The following is a 23,277-nucleotide window of genomic DNA, read 5'->3' as shown; positions in this document are numbered from 1 at the left end:
GTGACCCCGCAACCGCGCCCCGCCCGCCGTATCGCCCGCCGTGTCGTACGCCTGGCCGCGACCGCCGCCGTACTCGCCGGTCTGACCCTCACCGCCGCCTGCGGCTCGTCCTCCTCCTCCGACTCCTCCTCGGACTCGGCCGCCACCCCGGGCGCCGGCTCCCCGAAGGCGCAGGCCGGCGCGTCGGCCGTCCCCGACCAGGACGTGGTCTCCGCGGTCGCCGCCGACCCGGCCCTGAAGGCCGAACTGCCGGCCGCCGTCCGCAGCAGCGGCGTCCTCACCCTCGGCACCACCCGCACCCCCGGCACCACCGGCCTGCCGCACGCCGGCACCACCGCCGACGGAAAGCTCGTCGGCCTCGACATAGACCTGCGTGAGGCCGTCGCCAAGGTGCTCGGCGTCACCTGGAAACCGGACTACGGCACCTTCGCCTCGATCATCCCCGGCGTCCAGAACGGCAAGGACGACGTCGGCATGGCCAACTTCGGCGCCACCAAGGCCCGGGAGCAGGTGGTCGACTTCGCCTCGTACCTCACCGACGGCCAGTCCTTCCTGGGCGCGGCGGACCTGGGCCTGAGCAAGGTCACCGGGCTCACCGACCTGTGCGGGCACACCGTGGCCACCACGCCCGGCTCCACGTTCCAGCAGATCCTCCAGGACGGGGCCGGCAAGTGCGCCGCGGCGGGCAAGAAGCCGTACACCGTGCAGTACTTCGCCGACACCGCGCCCATCTTCCTGGGCCTGGCCAACGGCAAGGTCGACATCTTCTTCGGCCCGACCCTGGGCGTGAAGTACGACGCGCAGCACGTCCCGGGCACCACCTACCTGGGCCAGATCAGCAGCACCACGGTCGGTTTCGTGACCGCCAAGGGGTCCCCGGTCGCCAAGGCGCTCAGTGACGCCGTCAACAAGCTGATCGCCACCGGGGACTACGCAAGGATCTTCGCCAAGTGGGGCGTGCCCGACACGGGTATCGCCGCGTCGAAGGTGAACCCGCCCGCCACGTTCTGACCCGTACGACCGGGCGCCGGGCCGCTACAGCTCCCGTACCAGGACGTCCAGCCGCCCGCCGGGGCCCTCCTCCACCGTGAAGCCCAGCTCGCGGAGGACCCCGGCGAGGCCGGCCACGCTCGCCGGGCGGGCGCCGGACTCCAGCAGGGCGCGCAGCAGCCGGCCCTTGGTGGCCTTGTTGAAGTGGCTGACCACGGACCGCTTCTCCACGCCGTCGACGACGGTGACCTGGAGCACCCGGACCGAGGCGGTGCGCCGGGCCAGGTCGCCGGCCGGCTTCCAGGCGGCGGCGTACGCGGAGGAGCGCAGGTCGAGCACCAGGCCGCGGCCGGCGGCCTCGGGCAGCGCCTGCTCCAGGTGCGGGTTCCAGTACGCGGCGAGGCCGCCGAGCGCGGGCAGCCGTACCGCCATGGAGCAGCGGTAGGCGGGGATGCGGTCGGTGAGCCGGACCGCGCCCCACAGCCCGGAGCAGATCAGCACGGACTGGTTCGCGCGGCGCCGGGCGGCGGGGGACAGGCCCGCGAGGTCGAGGGCGTCGTAGAGGACACCGGTGTAGAGCCGGCCGGCGGGCAGGGCGGGGGCGGTGCGCAGGTGCACGTTCTTGGCCACCTCGCCACGCAGCCCGGGGCTGAGCCCCAGGACCTCGGCGGCCTTGTCCTCGTCGGCGGCGCACAAGGCGATCAGCTCCTCCAGCACCGCCTCGCGGGCCGCGGTCAGCGCGGGCAGCGACAGCGCGTCGAGCGCGACGGGCCGGCCCCGCCGGGCGGCGGCCTTCCCCTCCGACGGCGGCAGCAGGACGAGCACGTGTTCTCCTCTCGGAACGGGACCCAGCCCGGAACGGTCCCCACAGAGTACGTGCCGGTGCCCCGGACCCATTACGATGGCGGAACGGCAGACGAGCCGGGCGGACGGCCGCGTGGTGATCCCTTCGGGGACCGCCCCGAGGAACGTCCGGACTCCACAGGGCAGGGTGGTGGGTAACGCCCACCCGGGGCGACCCGCGGGACAGTGCCACAGAAAGCAGACCGCCGGGGGCCCTGGCCCCCGGTAAGGGTGAAACGGTGGTGTAAGAGACCACCAGCGCCTGGGGTGACCCAGGCGGCTCGGTAAACCCCACCCGGAGCAAGGTCAAAAGGGGCCGCCTCGGCGGCCCTGCGCGGACGTTCGAGGGCTGCCCGCCCGAGTCCGCGGGTAGACCGCACGAGGCCGGCGGCAACGCCGGCCCTAGATGGATGGCCGTCTCCCGGCCGGCCGCGAGGCCGCCCGGCGACAGAATCCGGCGTACAGCCCGACTCGTCTGCCGCTACCTTTTGTTTTCCCCTGGAAGGGGCTCCGACCTGCGCCGGAGCCCCTTCCCGGGCTTTCACCGGCTTACCGTTTTGAGCAGCGAAAACTCCCTCGGAAGTCCCTCGGACAGCGCTGAAAGTCCCTGAAAAGTCCCTGACGCGGTGGCGGTGGCGGCTCCTCTGAGCTGGACTTTCAGGGCCTGGGGCGCGAGGCTGCTGAGCCTCGGGTCTGCCGAAGCCCGGCCGAAGCGTGAGGAGAGCGCAGGCGGAGGGCGGATCCGTAGCTGCGGCTTCGGGTGATGATTCCGTTACGTCCCTGAAGGTGCGCCGACGGCCTGTGGCGAGGGCCTGTCCCTCGTAAGGTAGCCGCGTCACCCCTATGGCCCCCCGGTGTGAGGGAGAGGTAGTCCGCACCGGCCCGGACGCTGCTTCGGAACCCCAAGCATGCACGGGACACGCGGGTCCTACCGAAGCAGAACGTCCGAATGATGCCGTCTTGATCACCGAAGACTCGCCAGTCACCGCGGCTCGGGTCCATGATTGTGCTGCTCAAATGCCGTGGCCGTCGCCCTTCGGGACGACGAAGGATCGCAACCAGATCCTCGCGTCCAACCTGGCCGAGTGGTCCCAGGAGTGGCCGTCGCCCTTCGGGACGACGGAGGATCGCAACGACGTAGTTCAGCGACTCCTGGCGGGCCGGTCCGTGTGGCCGTCGCCCTTCGGGACGACGGAGGATCGCAACAATCCCGTCCCCGGCACCCCGCACCCACCCCACCCGTGGCCGTCGCCCTTCGGGACGACGGAGGATCGCAACATCGAGCCGACCGGCTACGGCGAGAAGATCATCCGCGTGGCCGTCGCCCTTCGGGACGACGGAGGATCGCAACCAGCCGCAGGACGCCACCGAATCCGTTGCCGAGGCGTGGCCGTCGCCCTTCGGGACGACGGAGGATCGCAACAACGCCTCCTGCAACGGCCGCGCGGACGGCGACGAGCGTGGCCGTCGCCCTTCGGGACGACGGAGGATCGCAACGCTGCGTCGCAATACGCGTTGTGTGACACGCATCGCGTGGCCGTCGCCCTTCGGGACGACGGAGGATCGCAACATCGTGCCGCACGCCCGGTGGGCGAACGGCCAGGCGCGTGGCCGTCGCCCTTCGGGACGACGGAGGATCGCAACACAGGGGCATCCAGGTCATCGGCGGCCAGAGCCGCCGGGGTGGCCGTCGCCCTTCGGGACGACGGAGGATCGCAACCCCGGAGCAGCCCACGGGCATGTCGGTGATCTCCTAGTGGCCGTCGCCCTTCGGGACGACGGAGGATCGCAACTCCACAACGCTGACTGCGGTGCCGCCGATGACCCTGGTGGCCGTCGCCCTTCGGGACGACGGAGGATCGCAACGCCGACATGCCCCGGCCCACCGTGCACGCCCCGCGGGTGGCCGTCGCCCTTCGGGACGACGGAGGATCGCAACACGTACAGCAGGTTGTCGCGGTGCGTGGAGGTCAGCGTGGCCGTCGCCCTTCGGGACGACGGAGGATCGCAACACAGAGCAGGACGTCCCGGAGGTCCCGCAGGACCCAGGTGGCCGTCGCCCTTCGGGACGACGGAGGATCGCAACGCGTACGACCACCTGCCCCCGCACCTCCAGGCCGTCGTGGCCGTCGCCCTTCGGGACGACGGAGGATCGCAACAATGCAGCGAGCGACCCGCAGGGCCAGGTCCCGCCGGTGGCCGTCGCCCTTCGGGACGACGGAGGATCGCAACAGGCCCACGGAGTGGCCGTACTGGATGGCATGCCTGGTGGCCGTCGCCCTTCGGGACGACGGAGGATCGCAACTCTGCGCTCATGGCGCCGAGCGGCGGCGTACGTACCGGTGGCCGTCGCCCTTCGGGACGACGGAGGATCGCAACCGCCTCGACCGCATCCAGGCCTACAGCGTCCACCGCAGTGGCCGTCGCCCTTCGGGACGACGGAGGATCGCAACAGCAACGCCGCCACGAAGTGCGACCACGGCAACCGGGGTGGCCGTCGCCCTTCGGGACGACGGAGGATCGCAACCTTGCCTACGGGTACGAGGTACGGCGGACAGCCGCAGGTGGCCGTCGCCCTTCGGGACGACGGAGGATCGCAACACCAGCTGGGACCACGCCGTCGACGAGACCCTGCCGGTGGCCGCCGCCCTCCGGGACGGCGGAGGATCGCAACCCGCAGACGTGGGACATGCAGGGCACCTACGGGCTCGTGGCCGCCGCCCTCCGGGACGGCGGAGGATCGCAACCCGAACGGTGCGCACGACGACCAGGTCGACGCCACGTGGCCGCCGCCCTCCGGGACGGCGGAGGATCGCAACTACATCTTGTCGTTACCCGAGACTATGCGTGTCCATGTGGCCGCCGCCCTCCGGGACGACGGAGGCTCGCAACCCGTTGCCGGTAGGCGCGAGCAGCGTCACGTGCTCCCGGTGGCCGCCGTCCTTCGGGGATGCGGAGGATCGCAACGTCGACTTCGGCTACTACCTGATTGGTGACCGGCAGGATGGGCGCCGTTCCCTTGGGGCGGCGGAGGATCGCAACTGGCACTTCGCCGACGCACCCACCGATCGCTCGATGTGGCCGTCGCCCTTCGGGACGGCGGAGGATCGCAACGCCACGTCGTGGTGCGTGTCGGTGGGGTAGGGGGCGGTGGCCGCCGCCCTTCGGGACGACGGAGGATCGCAACGTCCGTTCTGTCGGGCTCGCGTTCCGGCGGGCGGTTGTGGCCGCCGCCCTTCGGGACGACGGAGGATCGCAACGTCGTCAGCACCATCGGCTCCACGCCCGACGAACCGTGGCCGTCGCCCTTCGGGACGGCGGAGGATCGCAACCTGCACGACGCGGCCACCTCCGCGGACCACCAACTCGTGGCCGCCCTTCGGGACGGCGGAGGATCGTAACCGTGACGTCGCGCTGCGGGCCGCCGCGGACGGCACGTGGCCGTCGCCCTTCGGAACGACGGAGGATCGCAACGACTAGGCTGACGGTCACTCCGGGCTCGGCCACGCGTGGCCGCTGCTCTCTGGGAGATCTCAACCCCATGCTGGAACCCCACGAGATCGGCTGCGCAATGGTGGCCGCTGTTCGTGGTGATCAGCTCTCCTGACGGGCATATGATCGCTGCGTGATTCGCGCTGTGGTCTTCGACGTTGGTGAGTGTCTGGTGGACGAGACCCGCGAGTACGGGACGTGGGCCGACTGGCTGGGGGTTCCCCGGCACACCTTCGCCGCGGTTTTCGGTGCCGTGATCGCGCGTGGCCAGGATTACCGGGAGACGTTCCAGGTTCTCCGGCCCGGGTTCGACCTGTCGGTGGAACGCGAGGCGCGAGCGGCGGCCGGGCAGCCGGAGTATTTCGGCGAGGAGGACCTCTATCCCGACGTCCGGCCTGCCCTGGCCGCGTTGCGTGCTGCCGGGCTGTGGCTGGGCATCGCGGGGAATCAAACGGTGCGGGCCGGCCACCTGCTGCGGGAGCTGTTCACCAAGGACGTGGACATGATCGGCACGTCCGACGACTGGGGTGCCTCCAAGCCGGACCCGGCCTTCTTCGAGCGGGTGGCGGCCGTGGTGCCGTTCCCGGTCGAGGAGATCCTGTACGTAGGCGACCGGCTCGACAACGACATCCGGCCGGCCGTCGCCGCCGGCTACGCGACGGCGCTGATCCGCCGCGGCCCCTGGGGCACGATCCAGGCCCAGGACCCCGCGGCGGACGAGCTGCCCACGATGCGGATCGGCTCGCTCGGCGAACTCCCGGAGCGGATCGCCGCGTTCAACGCTGCAGCGCGCTGACGGTCGTGGCCCAGCCGTAAAGGCGATCGTCCAGGTCACGAACGCACTGCTCCTGCTGCCAGGGTTCCAGTGCCCGCCGTACGTCGTGGACCCGGTCCATGCCGGTGGCGTACCACGTGGCTTCGAGCTGGTCGAGGGCCTGAAGGGCGTACGCGCAGGCTTCCTCGGGGTGCTCGGACGCGGCCTCGACCGCGGCCAGGTCGCCCAGGATGACGGAGCGCTGCTTGGCCTCGTCGGACGGCAGATCCTCCAGCGCCCGGAGCAGGCTCTGCCGGGCCTGGGGCAAATGACCGGCCTTGAGCTGCGTGTTGCCCTTGAACGCCAACAGGCGCACCGCGGAGAACCAGTCCAGCCAAGCCGGCGTCGGGTGGGGTGAGTCGGCGGCAAGGACGTCCTCGCCGTTGCCGAGGAGGTGGAGAGCGGTGCGGATGTTGCCGCAGCGCGTTTCCACTTCGGCCTCGACCGCGTCCAGCCAGGCCAGCAAGGTGGCCGGGGCCGGGCCGCGCCGGGCATAGGAACGGGCGGCACGCATGCGCTCCAGGGCGGCGTCACGGTGACCGACCCAGGCCGGCACGAAGGCGGCATGGGCAAGGATCGCGGACCCCAGCAGTTTGTCGTCTGCCTCGCCCGCGGCCTGGAGAGCCTGCACGAAGGTGTCGGCGGCAAGGTCGGCCTCCTGGAGGTCGAAGAACTCGATCCTCCCGGCGAGAAGGTAGGTCTCTGCCAGCGAAGTAGCCACAGCCTGGCGTGTCGCTCCCAAGGTCTGGAGCAGCAGCGTGCTGCCCAGCCTTGCGTGCTCGGCGACGGAGCCGTGGAGCTGAGCAGGCGGAACCGACCAGTACATGCGGCGGTGGGCTTCGGTCACTGTGGTGAAGTCCGCGGCGATGGTGGCCGGCTGAGGGGTGGCACTGGCCATCGGTACGCTGGCGAGCCCGACTGCGGCAACCGTTCCCGTCAGTACGGTCCGGCGGGTCACGTCGGACGTCTCCCCTTTCTGATCCCAAGGGGCCCGGAAGCCGAGTTGTGCCATGTCCTGTCCGAGAAGGTGGGTGAGGACCCTCTGCGCATCGGGGTGCGGCCAGCCGGGAGCCTCGGACTCCCAGCGGCGGACCTGCCGCTCGCCGACGGCGAAGCCGCGCATCCCAAGTTGCCCAGCAGCTTTCGCCATTGCCTCGACCAGTGCTCTTTGCGACGCGTAACCCGCTGCCTGCCGGGCCGTCTTGAGCCTGATGTTGCCGGACGAGCGTCCCATCTTCGCCTCCTGGGTGGGTGTCTGACGAGTCCACAGTAAGACCTGTCCCCAGGGGCTTGTCTCCATGGATCGGCACAAATGGCCCCTAGAAGTCCCTTCAGCGTCCTGTGAAAGTCCTCGTCTCCGGCGTGGCGGCGGTCCACGATGGCCTCTCCCGTAGTCAAGGCCGTACAGCCAGTGAGGAGGGCGCCAGCATGTCCCTGGACCAGTCTTCGGTGTCGACCGTGTCCCTGGCCGGACGCTCCTTGGTGATGGACGCCGCCCCCTTATCCGCGGGCCGGCAGCATCAATCGTCAGGCCGCCATCTCTTCGCGAAGGCCGGCGAGGGCATGTGTGGCACTCTCCGTCACCTCGGGCAGGTGCACGTCGGCGACGCGGACAACCCGCTGCAATTGGTGCGGGAGCCGTTGGCGGGTCGCCTCGCGGATCGCATCGGTGAGCACCTCCACCGCTGTGCGCGGGCTGCCGGCCGCGATGTGGACGCGTGCGATGGTGATCTTTTCGATGACCCGCCACTGAGGCGCCATGGCCGGGTCCGCCGGCGCGCCCTGGTCGGCCAGGTGGATGGCGGCGTGGGTACGGCCGGTGGCCAGCAGGCCGCGCAGGCGAACCTCGTGCAGCGAGGAGGAGTTGACGAGGCTGGTGTGCTCGACTTGGTCGAGCGTCGTCTCGGCCTCCCGCATCGCGCGGTCGAACAGTTCGGCGTTGCCCAGCGTTCCGGCGGCACGGGCCAGAAGCGGCAGAACGGCGGCTCGCGTCTCCAAGTCGGGAGCGAGGGCGGCCGCGCGGCCGAGGCGGTTGACCGCGGCGCCGCGCAAGCCGGCTTTTCGGAGTTCGTTGCCGTGCATGCGCAGCACGTGGGAGGTGAAGCCGGCGTCGCCGAAAAAGGCGGCGATCTCCAGTGCCTTGCCCGTCCAGTGAGCCGCGGTTGCCAGCCGTTCTTCGGGCAGTACGTGGCCGAGCGCCACACCAAGTCCTACACGTGCCTGAGCCAGCAGGCGCAGGGACTCGCGCTCGGCGTGGCCGTCCGCGACTCGGGCCTCCAGCCGGGCGACCAGCGGCCACAGTTCCGCTACGGCATCGGCGGCGCGGCCGGACTGCCGTGCGATCTCGGCGAGGCGGACGGTGGACTGCCCGAGCTGGAGTACGAGCTGGTGGTCGGAATCGGCGGCGGTGGTGATGCCCAGGACGTGAGGTGGCAGGCCGAGAAGCCGGCTCACCTGCTCCAGGGAGCCGACGTCGTTGAGGGTGCGCTTCTGCCCCTCCAACAGGCTGATGTACGTCTTGTCGTAGCCGAGGACCGCACCCAGTTCGGTCTGGCTGAGTCGGTTCGTCCGACGGTAGAAGCGCAGGATCGTGCCAAGGTTCCGGGTCGCAAGAACAGCTTGTGCTTCCGGGGTGGCCCAGTGCCACTGGCGTGCCGAGGCGAGCGCTCCTGGGTCACGCCTCATGGCGGATCAGGCCCGTCCGTTCCATATGAGGATCGACTTCTTGTAGCCGTCGGGCATGACCAGTCCCGGCACGTCGGCGATGGGGTGAAGGCCCACCCGCTTGTGCTCTGTGCTGGCCACCGGTTCACGGTAGGGGTTGAGCGCGGTGCAGCCGTAGGTGACGATGAGGACACGGCGGCCCGGGATGGGCTCGTAGATCCACACGCCGTCCTCGATGAGGGCATCGGCCTTCACCTGCCAGCCGGTCTCCTCCAGGACTTCCCGTTCGACCGCGGTCTCGGGAGCTGCATCCGCTGCTTCTCCGGTGTCCTGGTCGGCGATCTCCAGGCGCCCGCCGGGGAGTTCCCACTCACCGCGCTCGTTCTCCAGCAAGAGCACTCGGCCGTCGCTGTCGAAGACGACGGCTTTGACAGACACGGGCCACAAAGGCGGCTTGTACGACGGCATGGCAGTCCTCGCTGTGTGCATCGTCCTCGGACCGTAGCACGCGATCAGCGGCCGCCGGCCTGCGCGGAGCGTAGGAGCTGGTTGACAATCTGTCGCTTTACCCCCCTGGCCGGGCTTGTCGACAGTGAACCCACCCCTTCCTGCTGCCAGAGGAGTTCGGCAATGTCCCGTGCAGCGGTACCCAGCCGTGACCTGTTCGCCGAGCACTACGTCGACCATCGTGCCGACGGCGCGAAAGAGATCATCACCTCGCGGCTTCGCCGACACGGCCTGGTCACGCTGGACGGCCTCGACAGCCGGGCTGCCGTGCTGAAACTGACGGCCAAATACCTGGACATCGTGTCCCATCGCGACAGCGATTCCGACGGGCTGACCGTCATCCACAACACCCGCCGTCATCACGACCGCCCCGGCTTCGCCGGTCTGGGAGCCGGCGCGCTGGCTCCGCACACGGAGCGGTCCGGTACCCCGTCTCCTCCTCGTCTGATGCTGTTCGTCTGCGCCCGGCCCGCTGAAGAAGGCGGCGACACGTTCCTGACCGACGGTCTCGACGTCTACACCGACCTCGCGGCTGAGCGTCCCGAGGCAGTCGAGGCGCTCTCGGAGGATCTCGCCGGCTTCTTCGGCGGCCAGGACGGCGTCTTCGCACCCGTCTTCAGGTCCACAGGCGACGGGCGCGTCAGCGTACGTCTCCGGCTCGACGACCTCGTGCGATGGAACCCCCTGGTCAACCCGCACATACCTGCCCTGACGGTAGCGATTCACCGTCGCCGGCAGCGACTGCTGTTGGAAGCCGGCGACGCCTACCTGATCGACAACTCCCGGTGGCTGCACGCACGCACCGCCTTCGCCGGTCCCCGCCGCATGTACCGGGCCCTCGGCAACCCCCGTTTCTCCCTCCCCGCGGGATTCGCCCTCCCCGACCGGCAGACCCGCCCTGCCCTGGAGACAGCCTGATGACCAGTCGAAGCCCCCGTGGCATCCCCGCGTCGGCCGGGATTCGCGCCGACCTCCCCGGCGCTATCGCCCCTACCCCCTGACCAACCCGACGCCTCGGCGCAGACACCACTGCCAGGGATCAGCAGGGACCGCCGCCGACGTGGATGCAGCGCGTTTCCCTCGCCTCGCTCAAGAACCTTGCACACCGAGAACCCCACCGCCCATCCCGACCGAGGAACCACCCATGTGCACCACTGCACTGACCACCAGCAGTACGGGCGTCTTGGACAAGGTCTCTACCGAGACCGGCCCGGCCCCCACGCACAGCCAGCCGCGCGCCACGCTTCCCAGCAGGGGCACTCGCTACGGCCGCCGCCGGTACGGACTCGCTCTGCACTTGGGCGCCTGCTCCGTTGGCGTCGACCGCTTTGGCGCGGAGACCAGCACTTTTGGCGCCGGGCTGAGTGCCGCGGGGGTGGCGCGGTGATGCTGCCTGTGTCCGGCGCTCCCGGGGAAGAGCGCATCGTGGCCCACCGCTGGGCGAACTACGACCGCAACGTCGCCCGGGTACGGCACGAATTGCGGCTCCAAATGGTCAAGTGGCACGTGCCCGAGGGCGTGTGGGAGCCGGCCGTGCTGGTGCTCTCGGAGCTGTTCACCAACAGCCTGCGCCACGCGCGAAACCCGGAGGGGCACCAGATCGAGACGCGGTTCGAGCTCCAGCCCCGCGGGGTCCGCATTGAGGTGCACGATGCGAACGCGGCGAAGCCCGAACTGCGCGAGGCATCCGAGGACGAGGAGTCCGGCCGCGGCCTCACGCTGGTCGATTGCGTCACCAGTGGACGGTGGGGCGTCAGTGACCGGGACGGCATTGGGAAGCTCGTATGGGCGGAGTGCGTCGAAGGGAACGACGCAGAGGTGTCGCCGTGAGTGAACCGCAGCGGGCCCGGGCCTGGGTGGTCGCGACTGACACCGGCGAGGCGGTACGAGGGTACCTGCCGGCCTGGGCCAGTCAGGACCCGAGCCTGGCCGGCGTGCCGATCGGCGAACTGCATCTCGTTCTGGCCGATCTCGTGCTGGAATCCGACGCGACCGGCTTGGTTCTGCCCGTCGTGCAGGGCCAGGAGCCAGCCCTGTACCGGCCCGTGTTCGCCGTCACGATCGCGTGCAAGCCCTTCGGCGAGGACGACGAACCCTGCATCCCCACCGCCGCTGTCCAGATTGTCGACGACTTCTGGCTCACCGGCCTCGACCCCGGGGCCATCGAAGCTCTCGGCCACCAACTCCGCGGCCTGGCCGACAAGCTCATCACACACACCGCCCCCATGCTCGCCGCCGCCCGCACCGACTGGGCCAAGCACCACCCAGTCCCCGCCCCGCAGAACTGACCCGCTCCCAAAGCCCGCCGGCTTCAAGCAGCGGGCCGGCCCGATACGCCCGTACCGGCCCCCATCCCGGTCACGATGCCGCCGGTACGGGACAACCCTCACCACTGCCCTGCCGCCCACCGGGAAAGCACCGCCGTTCCCGACCGCAAGGAAGACACCAACGATGAAGCCGCCCCCGCGTCCGTTCACCCCGGAGGCACAGTGCAAGGAGAACGTCGAGCGGATCATGCATCCCTGCAGACCGGGCATGCGGGAGCGCTTGGCGTGGGCCGTGCAGGATCTGTGGTCCGGCCACGTCGCCCACCGAGCCCTGCGTCGGCAACTGGACGACGCGAGGCTGGTACCGCCAGACGGTCCCGGCGCCTCTCAGCCCTCGCGCACTTCGCACCGGTACCCCAGGGCGCGGCGATGAATACCGGCCGCAAGCGCTCCCGGCCGCGCCGGCTGGACCACGAGCCGGCGATGGTCACGTGGGCCCGCAAAAAGGCGGGCCTCACGAAGCGGGCACTGGCCGCACGTATCGGCATCTCGGAACAGCTCATGTCCGAGATCGAGTCCGGCTGGCGCAACGCCACACCGGCGAACCTCGCCAAGATCGCCGAGGCGCTCAACTGCCCTGTCGTCGGACTGGAACGCAAACACACCACCGACGCCCCGCGTTAAAAGCCTCCTGCCTGCTCGTACCGGATCCGCCCGAACGCCACCTGTCGTTCCCCGTCGATCGGAGATTCCCTTGCTGACACCACCGGCCTACCCCGGACTCGAAGCGGCCTATCTCGACCTCTTGGCCCACGTCACTGCTGGCTTCGAGCACCGCATCGCTCCGCGCGGAAATGCGGCGCGCGAGGTCATCGGCGTCGCCTTCCGTCTGCCCGACCCGCGCCAGCGCCTTCCGTATCTCGCCGCCCGCAAGGCCAACCCGGTTTTCCACTTCGCCGAGGCCCTTTGGTATCTGGCCGGCCGCTGTGACCTGGAGATGATCGGCTACTACGCGCCGTCGATGGCTGCGAGTTCGCGTGACGGCGTGACCATCGAGGGCTCCGCGTACGGCCACACCCTGTTCACCCCGGCCCCGGGTGACGACCGTTCACCTTTCGATCGCGTCCTGGAACTGCTGCGGCGCGAGAGGGACAGCAAGCGCGGCTTCCTGCCGGTCTTCGCCGCGCGGGAGCTGGCGATCGACGACAACCCGGACGTGGCCTGCCTGGCCGGGCTTCATCTGTTGCCTCGCGACGGGTACCTGCACATGGTCTGCTCCATGCGGGCCAACGACCTGGACGGCGGGCTGCTGTCCGACGTGTTCTCCTTCACCATGATCCAGGAGTACGCGGCCGTGCAGCTCGGCCTGCGCCTGGGCTCGTACACCCACTACATCGGCTCCGCGCATGTGAATGACCGCGACACCGAGCGGGTGAACCGGGTCCTGGCCGAGGCGGCGACCCGGGCGGCTCCGCAGGACTTCCCGTTCCCGTCGATGCCCGCGAGCACCGGTCCGAAGACCATCGCCCGCCTGCTGGAACATGAGCAAGCCCTGCGCACCGACGCCGTGCAGTACACGGCGGCCGACATCGCCGACCTCGGCGTGGACCCGTACTGGCAGCAGGTGCTCCTGCTGTTCGAGGTCTACCGGCAGATCCAGCACGAGCACACCGACCGCGTCGGCCCGGACGTGCTGGGCGCCTTGTGGCCGGGCCTGCGCTGGCTGGCCGGCCGCAAGTGGCCCGCTTGCGCGCACGAGCAGGGCGACCGGTGAACACCAAGCCGCACCGCAGCGGCGCGGTGGTCGACGGCGTCGACTGGGATCGGCGGTCGGTGATCCTGTGCAAGCCCGACGCCGTCGACCGCGGGCTGACCGACACCGTCCTGGCCAGGCTGGCCCTTCCGGGCGTGGAGATCACCGGCCGTACCCGGGTGATCGTCCAGCCCTGGCAGATCCACGTCCACTACTGGGACCTGCTGGTGGACAAGGACTGGTTCCCCGGCCGGGACATCCCGGCCTGCCTGGACGCCGAGTACGCCGGCCGGACCGTCACCGTCGCCCTCGCCTGCGGCGGGCCGGACCTGCACGCCAGGCTCCGGGCCGAACTCGGGCACTTCGACCCGGCCCGGGCCGCCGAAGGCACGATCCGCGGCGACTACGGCGAGGACAGCCTGGAGCTGGCCCTGGCCGAGCGGCGGCTCGTGCGCAACCTCGTCCATACCTCCGACAACGCCGAGGCCGCCCGCCGCGACTTCGGCACCTGGTACGGAGCCGCCCGCCGCGAGCTGCTCCTGCCCCGCCCGCGCAGTGCCACCCGCTGATCCCCCACCCCATGGAGGCATCATGAACGCACCCGCCGCTCCGCGAAGGCCACTGCCGATCCTGTCCGCCGACCGGATCGGACAGCTCAAGCCCGCCCTGGCCGATGTCATCGAGTACCGCAAGTCCGGGCTGTCCCTGAACTGGATCATCGGCTGCCCCCTGGACTGCGGCTACTGCGTGCGGCACCTGTTCGACAACTTCGGCATGAAGATCCCGCGCCGCCTGATGAGCGACGAGGACGCAGTCCAGGCCCTGGTCGGCCACCCCTACTTCCGCCCGCACACCACCCCTGTCCAGCTCCTGAACCGGGCCACCGACCCCATGCTCCCGGCCGTCAAACCCCACCTGTTCGCCGTACTGCGGGCCCTGGACGACCGCGGACTGACCAACCACGTCCTGATCATCACCCGCTGGCGCGTCACCCCGCAGGACTGCCAGGTCCTCAACTCCCTCACCCACCTTCGGGTGACCGTGCTGGTCACCCACTCCGGCATCGACCACGAAGCCATCGAACCGGTCGACTCCGCCATCGCCGCCGCCAGCCTGCGCACCCTGTACGAGCACGTCGACCGCTACCGCACGGTGCTGTACTGGCGTCCGATCGTTCCCGGCCTCAACGACTCCGACGCCCACCTGGAGCGCGCCCGCGAGCTGTCCGCCTTCGCCGACGCCACGGTCTTCACCGGCCTGTTCTTCCGCGAGCAGATCGCCGACTACTACCAGGCCCACGGCCTGCCCATGCCCTACGAAGACACCGCCCGCCGCAAGATCCTTCCCGAGCAGGCCGAACAGCGGATCCTGGACTTCTTCCACACCCTCGACAACACCGACGCACCGTGGGGCGCGCTCTTCCGCAAAACCTCCTGCGCCGTCGCCTACGCCCACGGCGAGGCCGACTACAACGGCCACTACGGCATCCGCGAACTGTGCGACATCTGCCCGCCCGAACAGATCGCCCGCTGCGCCGGCGCATGGACCAGGCCCGACCTCGGCCAGGTCACCGCCGAAGCCAGGGCCCTGGGAGCCACCGGCACGGTGGAGATCGACGAACGGGCCATCATCGTGGAAGGACTGGACGAACCCCCGCGCTACTTCCTCCAGCACGGCCACCGCTTCCAGGTCCACGACCGCGCCAAGCCCCACCACCACCGCCGGCACGGCCGGGCCCCCATCGGCTGGCCCACGGCGGAGAACGGAACCACCACACCGTGATCTTCACCGACTGGCCGCCCCTGTTCGTCGTGGACGTCGAAGGCAACGGCGCCAACCCACCCGACCTGGTGGAAGTCGCCGCCCTGCCCGTACGGGACGGCCGGCCGGACACCAGCACCGCCGGGGCGTGGCTGATCCGCCCGCCCCGGCCGGTCACCCCCTACGCCGCCAGGATCCACGGCCTGACCAACGACGCCCTGACGCACTGCCCGCCCTGGCCCCAGGTCGCGCCCCAGGTCCACGACCTGCTCGGCACCGCCTGGATCTGCGCGCACAACGCCCACACCGACCACCGCGTCCTGTCCGCGCATCTGCCGGCCTGGCACCCCACCGGAGTCCTCGACACCCTCCGCCTGGCCAAGGCCACCCACCCCGATCTGCCCGCCTACAGCCTCGACACCCTCATCACCCACCTGCGACCCGACCTGTCCGCAGCCCCCGCCCAACGCCATCGCGCCACCTACGACGCCTACGCCACCGCCCAACTCCTCATCGCCATGGCCACCAACTACCCCACCTTCGCCGACCTGGCCGCCGCAGCCGTCCCGCCCGGCCTGCCGGGCGCCCCCCAACCCGACCAGGACCCCACGCTGTGGTGACCAGCACCATGCCCGGCCCCATAGAGAGTGGCGGCGCGCCGGGGCCAAGTGGCCTGGCCGGATCTGTCCACGTCCAGCAAGGAGTCGTCTTCTCCGATCTCGCCTATCGCGGGTTTATCCTCGACTTCGGCGGAGTCCTGACCACCCGGATGAGGCGCAACGGGGAGGCTTTCGAGCGGTCCGAAGGGCTGGCCTGCTGTGCCTACTTCGCGGCCCTCGGGCACCCGGACGGCGTACGGGTGTACGCGGACCTGGAGGTGGGCCGGGCCACGCAGGAGGACTGGAACCGGGTGATCGGCGGGATCCTCGGCATCGACCCCACGGACTTGATGCGCCGCGCCCTGGCCAACCTGCGTCCCGAAGCCGCGATCGTCGCCGCGGCCCAGCGCGCCCGCGAGGCCGGCATCAAGGTCGCGATGCTGTCCAACAGCTTCGGCCTGACCCCGTACAACCCCTACAAGGAGCTGGGCCTGTACGACGGGTTCGACGCGGTGATCCTTTCGGAGCGCGAAGGGGTCAGGAAGCCGTCGCCGCTCATCTATGAGCGGACGCTCGAAGCCTTGGGGCTGGCCGGCCCCGAGTGCGTGTTCGTCGACGACCACGCCGAGAACCTGCCGCCAGCGGCGGCGCTGGGGATCAAGACGATTCACCACACGGATGCCGACGTCACCGCGGAGCAGCTCGACGCGCTGCTGGGGGAGTACGCCGCCTAGTGACTTCAGCCCGTCATCGGTGGGCGCCGCTCAATCGGCCGTCACCGGCTGGCCAGCGGCGGAGCAAGGGTTGGTGCGGTGGTGCCAGTGTGGAAGGTTGCGATGGTCAGGTTGGTGCCGGAGCCGTCGTCCGGGATGGCTGTGCACAGGGTGACCCAGCCGATGCCCTTCTGGGGGTGGCGGTAGGGGAGGGGGACCGTGCCGTACGCGTCAAAACACCGTGGCGAGAAAGCCTCCCAACTGATCTCCGCTGCTGCCATATTGGACGACCCTATGCGTGGGAGGGTCGGGTGGTCCGGCCTGAGTGGTCGGGTGCTTCGAATCCCATCGATCTGCGGACGCCACGGTGACAGGAATAGGGGATCTCCCAGCCCTCTGGCAGCGCCTCGAAGACTGGCTGGCCACGCACGCTCCTGGGGACTATGCATCGCTACGGGACGGCGCATCGACCGAGGACATCGACCGGCTCGAAGCGGAGTTGGGGTTCCCACTCCACCCAGGGCTGAGGACGCTCGTGACCCTGTACGACGGGGTGAGACCGCGGCGCGGCAGCACCGAGCCGGGAGCCTTCCTGTTGAGCTACTCGCTCTTGGGCACCGCTGGCGTCCTGGAAGGCCAACGCCGGCACGCGTCGATGGCGCAGGACATCCTTGAGGACGTCGAGGAGGGGGATGAGGACGCGGTGATCGGCACGATCGTTCACGATCTGTGAGTGCCGTTCGTGGAATCCTTCTCGGGCGACACCCTGTTCGTGGACCACCGACCGGGAGCCCACTACGGGAAGAACGGCGGCACAAACTTCGGAGCCCCTCCCTACAGGCTGATGTGGCCCAGTCAGGAGGCCATGCTGGACGATGTGTGCGTCAACGAGGGGCGGATGCTCCAGTGGGTGTGATGTCCGATCCGGGCTCCCGTTCGAAGCCCGGGAACCGGTTCATAGAGCTGCGGTTCTGACACAGAATCATGGACTATCATTCGTACACGTCGCCCGCAGCATCGGTGACCAAGATGGCGAACTGCCTGGTTGCAGTCAGCGTTTGCGGCTCTTGGCCTAGCATTGGTTGGCTCCGCTGGCCGAAACGAGACCTGTACTGTGGGTGGCCTTGGCTGACGGCCGGCTACGGCGCGTGAGGTGGGGTCATGGACAGTGGTGTGCGGTGGCTTGCGCACGCATCCTGGCATTTCAGTGTGACCTTCGTTCGGGGTCTTGACTCCGAGGAGCTTGGAAGGCGGCTAGGCGCTGATCCGGCTGCGGCTCCGGTGCTGGCGACAGCGCGTGAGATCGAGGGACTGCTCGTGGATCCGAATGTCGGGATCGCCCGGCTGGGTGAGGCGGGCGGCTGGGCATTCGCGGCCGAGTACGGTGAGGCGCATGGCACGCGGCACGGCGTCCTTGCTGAGCTTTCTCGGGGCGGCGAAGCGGTGAATCTTGATCCGCAGACGGACCATCCGCCATCCATGTTTTCCTGCGCGGCCGGTGGGGAATTGCTGTGTTCCTTCGGGTTGGCCGAGGAGGGTCGGCGGTGGGGCAGTAACCCTGATCTGCTCAATACGGCCTTGGAGAGCGCGGGCGTCTTCCTGCCGGACGGCTCAGTCCTGGAGGCGGGTGCGAGCCGGCATGCCCAGCGGATAGCGATGTCGCTGGGCGTGATCGAGCGGCACTTCGGGCTGTCGCTGCCCAGGGAACTGGTAGAGCAGGGAGAACTGCGCACGGTGTCTGTGAATGGCCACCCGAATCTGGACAGCCTCTGAGTGTGGGCGATGGGTCTGGCGCAGGGAGTCAGGCTCCCCTACGTTCAAGGGCACATCGGTGAGGAACGATGGGGAGGCTACCGGGCGGTAGCCTCCCCATCGTGCTCCGTTGATGGTCAGCTCACGTTTTCCTGCATTACGCATGTGGTATCGGCTGCCGTGCAGTGGTCGAAGCCCGGGGTGGCCACCCAGAAGGCATCACCTGCCAGCATGCGGTTGTACCAGACGAATCCACCGGTACGGCCGAATGGCGCGAGCGCGCCGGTGTTCTGGTCCAGCGGGATACTGGCTCGCCCGCACTTCTCCGACCAATTGGGGATGTCGTAGTTGTCATCGTCCCGCAGTGTCCACGTATTGCTGTCGATTGGCAGAGCGTAGAACTGCGCACATTCGTTGCCCGATTCCACCCCGCTGCCCGGAGCTCCACCGCTCTCCTGAGTAGTGGCGAAGGCGTACTCGTCGCAACTCGCGTCGGGCGTCTCTGTGCGGCCGGTCCAGCTATCGGGGCATACCACCTTGCGGTTGTCGCTCTGGCCGTCGGGGACGTAATGTAGCGGTGAATTGTTGGCCTTGCTGCCGAAGTGGTTGCTGTTGTGCGTCTTCATCAGCCAGTAGTACGCGCCGGCGGCGGGATAGCGGTCGGTGCTGACCGTGTACGTCGGCGTGTAGTTCTTGAAGACGCAGCCAGGGCTGCTATTGCCCTTGGTGATGTCGTCACATCGAATCGTCAGGTCGTCGTAGGTATTGCCCAGACTCAGCGGGGTCACCACGTCGGCATTTGCGACCGTGCCGGTCAGCGCCCAGCCGAAGTTGACGTCCTCCTGGCCCGTGCCGTTCCAGAACGTCTGGAAGGTCTGGGCTGCGACGTGGAGATCATCGGGTCCCGCCCAGACCATCTCACCCACAGTCACCTTGGGAGACTGCGTGCAGTCGTCACAGTCGGCGGCCGTCGCCCAGTTCAACGACACCGCTCCGAGGTCCGCGTCGATCTGAAACGGAACAAATATAAGCGTCTGGTCCATTTCGGCGGCGTTGTTGTAGAGCTGGATGTTCTGCATCATCGCGAAAGTGGCCCTGCCCACTTCCTTGTCATTCACCAGGAAGACGATGTTCACAGGAGAGAAGCCGTTGAGGCAGGCCTCCGTACGCGTCTCCGTGTCCGTCAGTTGCGATCCAGGGCACCAGGACGGGATGGGAATCCCGTCGAGTTGTCGCTGTTCCACAGCCTTGGCCATGGACCGTGCCTCGGCCGAGTCCGGCCGCCCTGTGGTGATGCAGGTGGAACGGCCACTGGCGTCGGGGGCGGAGCAGTGCGGCCCGGCTCCCGGCTTGGGAAACTGCCTGGCCGAGAGGCGCGCGGGGGCACTGACTGCCTCCTGCCTCGTCAACTCGTCACGTAAGGCTGGTGTCAGTGTCAACAGACCTCCGCGCTGCACTGACCTTGGCGGGCCTGCGAAGTCGGGAAGCGGAGCCGAGCCGTTGGGGTTCGGAAAAGTGATGCTCGGCACGCCACTGAAGTTACCGGGCAGGAAAGCGACGGCGTCCCAGGCGATGTCGCTGTCCCCGGTCCCGCTGCTGTTGCTGTTGGACAGTTTGATCTCTGGGGGTTGGTTCTTGAAGCGGTAGGCGCCGAGGGAGACCCATTTGTTGGACTCATTGGTGTCTTGGGAGATCGTCTTTGACTTGATACCGAAGGGCGTGACGATCTGGTAGGTGGCTTCCTTGCTCTGTGCTCCGGTGTCGGGGATGTGGACGTAGACCTGGGCCTGGTCCTGGGGCAGGGGGGAGTTGAGTTTCCAGTCGCCGAGGATCGTCATGCGTCCACTGTCGCCGCCGAGGTGGGCGGTGTCGCGGTCGTGGGCGTACCAGAAGTGGCCCTGGTAGCCGCCGCCGATCTGGTGGAGGTCGCCCTTGGCTTCGTACTGGCCTGCGGTGTCGGGGTAGAAGGTGAACTGGAAGGTGCCTTGTGTGGAGACGGTGCCGCAGTCGCTCCAGGTCTGGGTGCCGGCTGGGTCGGAGTCGACGACGAAGGAGCCGGCGGGTGCTCCGGTGCAGTCGGGTGTGCCGTACTGGAGGCGGGAGCCGCGGCCGGGCTCGGTGCGGAGCGTCTGGTATTTGATGCTTTCGTGGCCGCAGGTGTCGGCGCAGTCGGGTTTCCAGACGGTGTTCTCGGCGTTCCACCAGTGCAGTTGGTCGCAGCCGTCGATGTGGTCGGTTTCGCACGGGGGCGGGTTGCTGATGTCGCAGGCGTTCGCGGTGGTGCAGAACGTGTCGAGCGGGGGCTTGATCTCGCTGCGGTCCAGGACAGTGAGCCACCAGGTGGGCTGGAAGCCGGCGGAGGAGAAGCCGCTCTCGCCGGGCCAGTCCTGGCGGCCGGAGGTGGCGTAGGAGTGGCCGGTGTCGATGGACCAGGCGGCCCAGCCCATCACCTTCTCCTCGTATGGCCAGTCCTGCGGGTGGGCCGCGTCGTGGTTGGCGCCCGAGTCGAGGGTGGTGTCCATGAAGGCGAGCCGGGAGGGCGGGTAGAGGGGGTTGGCGGGGTTGTTGTACCAGCCCAGTCCCCAGGGGACGCCTGGTGCGCCCGAGGGTGCGTTGAAGCCGAGGTTGTAGTTCCACACGGCGGTGAACCAGTTCTCGGGCTTGGAGGGGTCGTCGTTGTTGACGGTGATGGTCTGGCCGGGGGTGTGGACCTCGTTCCACTTGCCGGCCAGGATCTGGAGCGAGGCGGCGATGTTGACGGTGTAGTCCAGCGCCACGGCTTTCTGGACGGTGGGCGGCAGGGCGGTCTCGCCGGGCTTTTCGTGGCCCGCCATGCGCATGCCGTCGGTGACCTGCCCGACGCCGTAACCGCAGTCGGACTTCGTCCAGTCGATCTTCCAGTAGTCGGACGGGTCGGTGCCGGTGTGGCCGTAGAAACCGGCCGTCGCCGCCAGCGGGTTGCCCATCTGGCCGGGGATCGCGCCGGATTCGGCCTGCCACAGGTTGGATTCCTGGGCGAGGATGCCCAGTTCGACCTGGGCGGGGATGCGTCCGCCGCCGGTCAGGGACGGCACCGGGAAGAGCCCCTGCGGGTCGACGGTGCCCAGGCCGATCTGGGAGCGCCAGCCGCCCTGCGTGACCCAGCCCGAGGTCAGATCACCGCGCACGGCCATGTCCACGGCCCACTCCACCTGGTTGGGCGTGGGCTGCAGGGCCTGCTCATTGACGTCGTTGCGGGGCACGGAGCACCAGCGGTCGGTGTCCACCGGGTCGTGGTCGTCACCGTCCGCCGCTGCCGCCGGCTTCTGGATGCTGTTGCTGTTCTGGGGGACGGCCTTGGAGGCGCTGGTGACCGCAGGCGACAGGGTTGTGCCGGAGATCTTGTGCGGCGTGCTGACGCGCTGGGTGATCTCCTTGCCGGTGGTGGTTGCCGTCGCGGTCAGCGTCAGGGTGCCGTCACCGGTGGTGTTCGTCTGGGCCGGGGCCTGGGCGGGTGCCGGTTCGGCCTGGACAGCGGCGCGGCCGGCGTCGGCGATGGTGGCCAGGCCGGCCTGCACGCCCGGTGCCAGTACCGGGTCCACGGCCAGTCGGCCGAGGCTGGAGGGTTGGGTGTCGGCGTTCGCGTTCAAGGGCGTGATGCCGGTGTCGGCGGTTTTCGGCGTGCCCTGGGGGTGCCCGGTGAGGAAGACGCCGCCGGCACCGGACTGCTGCAGCGCCAGGTCCGTCAACTTGCCGGTGGCCACGGTCGAGACCTTGCCGGGTCGCCATACTTTGGCGTGCGCGGTGGTGTCGCCTTTGTGGTCCAGGAAGGCGTAGGTGTCCTTGCCGGCTTTGTCCGGGCCTGTCGGGCGTATGTCGTACGGGACGCTGTCGGTAGTGGCGAGCGTCGTTGTCCTGCCGGTGCGGCTGATGTGCACCAGGCGGTGGCCGAGCCCGGCTACGGCGCCATCTGCGACCGGGATCGCGGAGGTCACCTGGCCGTCGGCGGTGGTATCGGCCACGGTGTGGCCTGTGGTGTCGACCGTCACCAGGCGTGTCTTGTCGTCCCGGAACGCGGTGAACGCTGCAGTGTGAGTCGTGGGGTTGCATGCTGGGTCGAAGTAGGCCAGGGATGCGGTGAAGGGCAGTTTGACGACGGTGCCCTTGTCGAGGTTCACGATTGCGGTGAACGCGCCGCCCAGCATCAGGTCCTGCTGGTTGGTGAACGTCCGCGGCGCGTAGGCGACAGCCGCGTGCGTGGCATCGATGACGCAACTGTTGCCGATCCATGTGTCCGCCGGCATGCCCGGCTCGGCCAGGACGGCGGCGGTCCGCCACGCATAGGCGTCCTTGCTGTCCGCGACGAGTATGTGCAGGCCGTCGCTGTCGGCGGCGGAGGTGACGGCACGGTCGGGGGAGGTTCGCCATCCCTTGCCGAGGTTCTTGTCGGGGTCCGTCACCGCGCCGACGGGCTGGTGGCTGTCGGTGACCGCTTTATCGGGGGGCGGGGAACTCGCATGTGCCTGCAAGGCCGGCGCTAAGCCCGACAGGACCACGCCGGCAGTAAGGGCCACGGTGATTCTTCTGCGGACGGATTTCACATGCACTCCGTTCATCCATTGCGGACCCGGATTCTGGTTGCACGTGCCACGGGTAGTTCGATCACGGAAAGCTGGGTGCAGAGCAGTAGATGTCAAATTGCTGGGCTGCACCCTCGGCCAGAATCGTCCGCCTCTGTTTTTCACGGGGCGGAGGCTTCAGACGGCCGTGCGGGAGACTTCCACGATGACCACTGTCGGGTGTTTCGGGATAATGGCTCCATCGGCTTCATCGCGTGCCGTGTACACGGCGGAACTCACGGCACCGGGCCGCAGGTCGTCAATCTCAACACGGAGCAACGCGTTGTAGCCGAGTGGTCCGGTCAGCCGGATATACGCCTGGTAATTTGCAGGCCCAGTTCCAGTGTTGGTCACGTCGACGGCGACCCAGAAGGCGTCACCGGAGCTTTTGAGTACCGGTCTTTTCACCGTGACACCGTCTTTGGCAGCCGCGAAGTTCCCGGTGTCCCTGCTCGGCGTGATCCGAGGTGAAGCAGATGGCGAAGAGACCGCCTGGGGCGTGGCCGGGGGTGCGGAGGCATGCT

21 protein-coding genes, 1 other RNA gene and 1 CRISPR repeat array are annotated in these 23,277 nt (G+C 68.9%); of the genes, 15 read left to right on the top strand and 7 right to left on the bottom strand.

What is annotated here, in order from left to right; all coding sequences use genetic code 11:
- Positions 1 to 1,011, top strand: a complete 1,011-nt coding sequence (locus ITX44_RS41510) for a transporter substrate-binding domain-containing protein (RefSeq protein WP_205359921.1) — start codon at positions 1 to 3, stop codon at positions 1,009 to 1,011.
- A gap of 24 nt (positions 1,012 to 1,035) precedes the next feature.
- On the opposite strand, the gene yaaA is transcribed toward ITX44_RS41510, so the two are convergent.
- On the bottom strand, positions 1,036 to 1,815 hold the full coding sequence (gene yaaA / locus ITX44_RS26605; RefSeq protein ID WP_205359920.1) for a peroxide stress protein YaaA: 780 nt from the start codon (positions 1,813 to 1,815) through the stop codon (positions 1,036 to 1,038).
- Positions 1,816 to 1,907: 92 nt separating this feature from the next.
- On the opposite strand from yaaA, the gene rnpB reads away from it, so the two are divergent.
- Together rnpB and ITX44_RS26595 are read left to right on the top strand one after the other, a co-directional pair.
- Positions 1,908 to 2,311, top strand: an RNA gene (gene rnpB / locus ITX44_RS26600) — RNase P RNA component class A.
- Between the two features lie 544 nt (positions 2,312 to 2,855).
- Positions 2,856 to 4,800: a CRISPR direct-repeat array (repeat unit 37 nt; unit sequence GTGGCCGTCGCCCTTCGGGACGACGGAGGATCGCAAC).
- Positions 4,801 to 5,458: 658 nt separating this feature from the next.
- On the top strand, positions 5,459 to 6,121 hold the full coding sequence (locus tag ITX44_RS26595; RefSeq protein WP_307795495.1) for an HAD family hydrolase: 663 nt from the start codon (positions 5,459 to 5,461) through the stop codon (positions 6,119 to 6,121).
- Here the strand turns inward: ITX44_RS26595 and ITX44_RS26590 are convergent.
- The 3 genes from ITX44_RS26590 to ITX44_RS26580 all read right to left on the bottom strand — a co-directional run bounded on the left by ITX44_RS26590 (position 6,102) and on the right by ITX44_RS26580 (position 9,241).
- The gene (locus ITX44_RS26590; protein WP_205359919.1) at positions 6,102 to 7,373 is read right to left on the bottom strand and encodes an NsdA family TPR-like regulatory protein; all 1,272 of its coding nucleotides are present in this window, start codon (positions 7,371 to 7,373) and stop codon (positions 6,102 to 6,104) included. The genes ITX44_RS26595 and ITX44_RS26590 overlap by 20 nt on opposite strands.
- A 293-nt stretch (positions 7,374 to 7,666) precedes the next feature.
- Entirely contained in the window at positions 7,667 to 8,824 is a 1,158-nt protein-coding gene (locus tag ITX44_RS26585; protein ID WP_205359918.1) for a helix-turn-helix domain-containing protein, read from the bottom strand.
- 6 nt (positions 8,825 to 8,830) lie between these two features.
- On the bottom strand, positions 8,831 to 9,241 hold the full coding sequence (locus tag ITX44_RS26580) for an NUDIX domain-containing protein (protein ID WP_307795494.1): 411 nt from the start codon (positions 9,239 to 9,241) through the stop codon (positions 8,831 to 8,833).
- 192 nt (positions 9,242 to 9,433) lie between these two features.
- Here ITX44_RS26580 and ITX44_RS26575 point away from each other — a divergent pair, with 192 nt between their 5' ends.
- The 9 genes from ITX44_RS26575 (at position 9,434) to ITX44_RS26535 (ending at position 16,424) form a co-directional block, all read left to right on the top strand.
- Entirely contained in the window at positions 9,434 to 10,228 is a 795-nt protein-coding gene (locus tag ITX44_RS26575) for a TauD/TfdA family dioxygenase (RefSeq protein WP_205359916.1), read from the top strand.
- A 468-nt stretch (positions 10,229 to 10,696) separates the two neighbouring features.
- Complete coding sequence (locus ITX44_RS26570) at positions 10,697 to 11,140, top strand: ATP-binding protein (RefSeq protein ID WP_205359915.1); 444 nt, start codon at positions 10,697 to 10,699, stop codon at positions 11,138 to 11,140.
- On the top strand, positions 11,137 to 11,598 hold the full coding sequence (locus tag ITX44_RS26565) for a DUF6907 domain-containing protein (RefSeq protein WP_205359914.1): 462 nt from the start codon (positions 11,137 to 11,139) through the stop codon (positions 11,596 to 11,598). Before ITX44_RS26570 ends, ITX44_RS26565 begins: the two co-directional genes overlap by 4 nt.
- Positions 11,599 to 12,006: 408 nt before the next feature.
- Complete coding sequence (locus tag ITX44_RS26560; RefSeq protein ID WP_205359913.1) at positions 12,007 to 12,261, top strand: helix-turn-helix domain-containing protein; 255 nt, start codon at positions 12,007 to 12,009, stop codon at positions 12,259 to 12,261.
- 70 nt (positions 12,262 to 12,331) lie between these two features.
- Entirely contained in the window at positions 12,332 to 13,351 is a 1,020-nt protein-coding gene (locus ITX44_RS26555) for a thymidylate synthase (protein WP_205359912.1), read from the top strand.
- Positions 13,348 to 13,899, top strand: coding sequence for a nucleoside-diphosphate kinase (locus ITX44_RS26550; protein WP_307795493.1), 552 nt, complete (start codon positions 13,348 to 13,350; stop codon positions 13,897 to 13,899). Before ITX44_RS26555 ends, ITX44_RS26550 begins: the two co-directional genes overlap by 4 nt.
- 22 nt (positions 13,900 to 13,921) lie before the next feature.
- Positions 13,922 to 15,112: a radical SAM protein gene (locus ITX44_RS26545; RefSeq protein ID WP_205359910.1), complete on the top strand. Its 1,191-nt coding sequence runs from the start codon at positions 13,922 to 13,924 to the stop codon at positions 15,110 to 15,112.
- Positions 15,109 to 15,711: a 3'-5' exonuclease gene (locus ITX44_RS26540; RefSeq protein ID WP_205359909.1), complete on the top strand. Its 603-nt coding sequence runs from the start codon at positions 15,109 to 15,111 to the stop codon at positions 15,709 to 15,711. The genes ITX44_RS26545 and ITX44_RS26540 overlap by 4 nt, the downstream gene beginning before the upstream one ends.
- Entirely contained in the window at positions 15,708 to 16,424 is a 717-nt protein-coding gene (locus ITX44_RS26535; RefSeq protein ID WP_307795492.1) for an HAD-IA family hydrolase, read from the top strand. The genes ITX44_RS26540 and ITX44_RS26535 overlap by 4 nt, the downstream gene beginning before the upstream one ends.
- A 41-nt stretch (positions 16,425 to 16,465) precedes the next feature.
- Here ITX44_RS26535 and ITX44_RS26530 read toward each other — a convergent pair whose 3' ends face one another.
- A complete protein-coding gene (locus ITX44_RS26530; RefSeq protein WP_205359908.1) occupies positions 16,466 to 16,684 on the bottom strand; it encodes a hypothetical protein in 219 nt (72 codons plus the stop codon).
- A 254-nt stretch (positions 16,685 to 16,938) separates the two neighbouring features.
- Here ITX44_RS26530 and ITX44_RS26525 point away from each other — a divergent pair, with 254 nt between their 5' ends.
- The 3 genes from ITX44_RS26525 (at position 16,939) to ITX44_RS26515 (ending at position 18,176) form a co-directional block, all read left to right on the top strand.
- Positions 16,939 to 17,136: a hypothetical protein gene (locus ITX44_RS26525; protein WP_205359907.1), complete on the top strand. Its 198-nt coding sequence runs from the start codon at positions 16,939 to 16,941 to the stop codon at positions 17,134 to 17,136.
- On the top strand, positions 17,137 to 17,319 hold the full coding sequence (locus tag ITX44_RS26520) for a hypothetical protein (RefSeq protein WP_205359906.1): 183 nt from the start codon (positions 17,137 to 17,139) through the stop codon (positions 17,317 to 17,319).
- A gap of 245 nt (positions 17,320 to 17,564) precedes the next feature.
- Positions 17,565 to 18,176 carry a DUF6461 domain-containing protein gene (locus ITX44_RS26515; RefSeq protein WP_205359905.1) on the top strand — a complete coding sequence of 204 codons (612 nt, stop codon included), beginning with the start codon at positions 17,565 to 17,567 and terminating at the stop codon, positions 18,174 to 18,176.
- Positions 18,177 to 18,292: 116 nt separating this feature from the next.
- Here ITX44_RS26515 and ITX44_RS26510 read toward each other — a convergent pair whose 3' ends face one another.
- On the bottom strand, positions 18,293 to 22,594 hold the full coding sequence (locus ITX44_RS26510; RefSeq protein ID WP_307795491.1) for a Tat pathway signal protein: 4,302 nt from the start codon (positions 22,592 to 22,594) through the stop codon (positions 18,293 to 18,295).
- Between the two features lie 297 nt (positions 22,595 to 22,891).
- Positions 22,892 to 23,161: a hypothetical protein gene (locus ITX44_RS26505; protein ID WP_205359903.1), complete on the bottom strand. Its 270-nt coding sequence runs from the start codon at positions 23,159 to 23,161 to the stop codon at positions 22,892 to 22,894.
- Between the last annotated feature and the right edge of the window lie 116 nt (positions 23,162 to 23,277).

It is taken from the genome of Actinacidiphila acididurans (assembly GCF_016918855.1).
GTDB lineage: Bacteria > Actinomycetota > Actinomycetes > Streptomycetales > Streptomycetaceae > Actinacidiphila > Actinacidiphila acididurans.
Note: the sequence above shows the minus strand (reverse complement) of the source record. Positions and strands in the feature narration are given on the sequence as shown.

Bases quoted from the DNA above. Each gene is read 5' to 3' on its own strand.
- ITX44_RS26590 (WP_205359919.1), bottom strand. From the start codon at position 7,373: ATGGGACGCTCGTCCGGCAACATCAGGCTCAAGACGGCCCGGCAGGCA.
- ITX44_RS26585 (WP_205359918.1), bottom strand. From the start codon at position 8,824: ATGAGGCGTGACCCAGGAGCGCTCGCCTCGGCACGCCAGTGGCACTGG.
- ITX44_RS26575 (WP_205359916.1), top strand. From the start codon at position 9,434: ATGTCCCGTGCAGCGGTACCCAGCCGTGACCTGTTCGCCGAGCACTAC.
- ITX44_RS26570 (WP_205359915.1), top strand. From the start codon at position 10,697: ATGCTGCCTGTGTCCGGCGCTCCCGGGGAAGAGCGCATCGTGGCCCAC.
- ITX44_RS26560 (WP_205359913.1), top strand. From the start codon at position 12,007: ATGAATACCGGCCGCAAGCGCTCCCGGCCGCGCCGGCTGGACCACGAG.
- ITX44_RS26545 (WP_205359910.1), top strand. From the start codon at position 13,922: ATGAACGCACCCGCCGCTCCGCGAAGGCCACTGCCGATCCTGTCCGCC.
- ITX44_RS26530 (WP_205359908.1), bottom strand. From the start codon at position 16,684: ATGGCAGCAGCGGAGATCAGTTGGGAGGCTTTCTCGCCACGGTGTTTT.
- ITX44_RS26515 (WP_205359905.1), top strand. From the start codon at position 17,565: ATGGACAGTGGTGTGCGGTGGCTTGCGCACGCATCCTGGCATTTCAGT.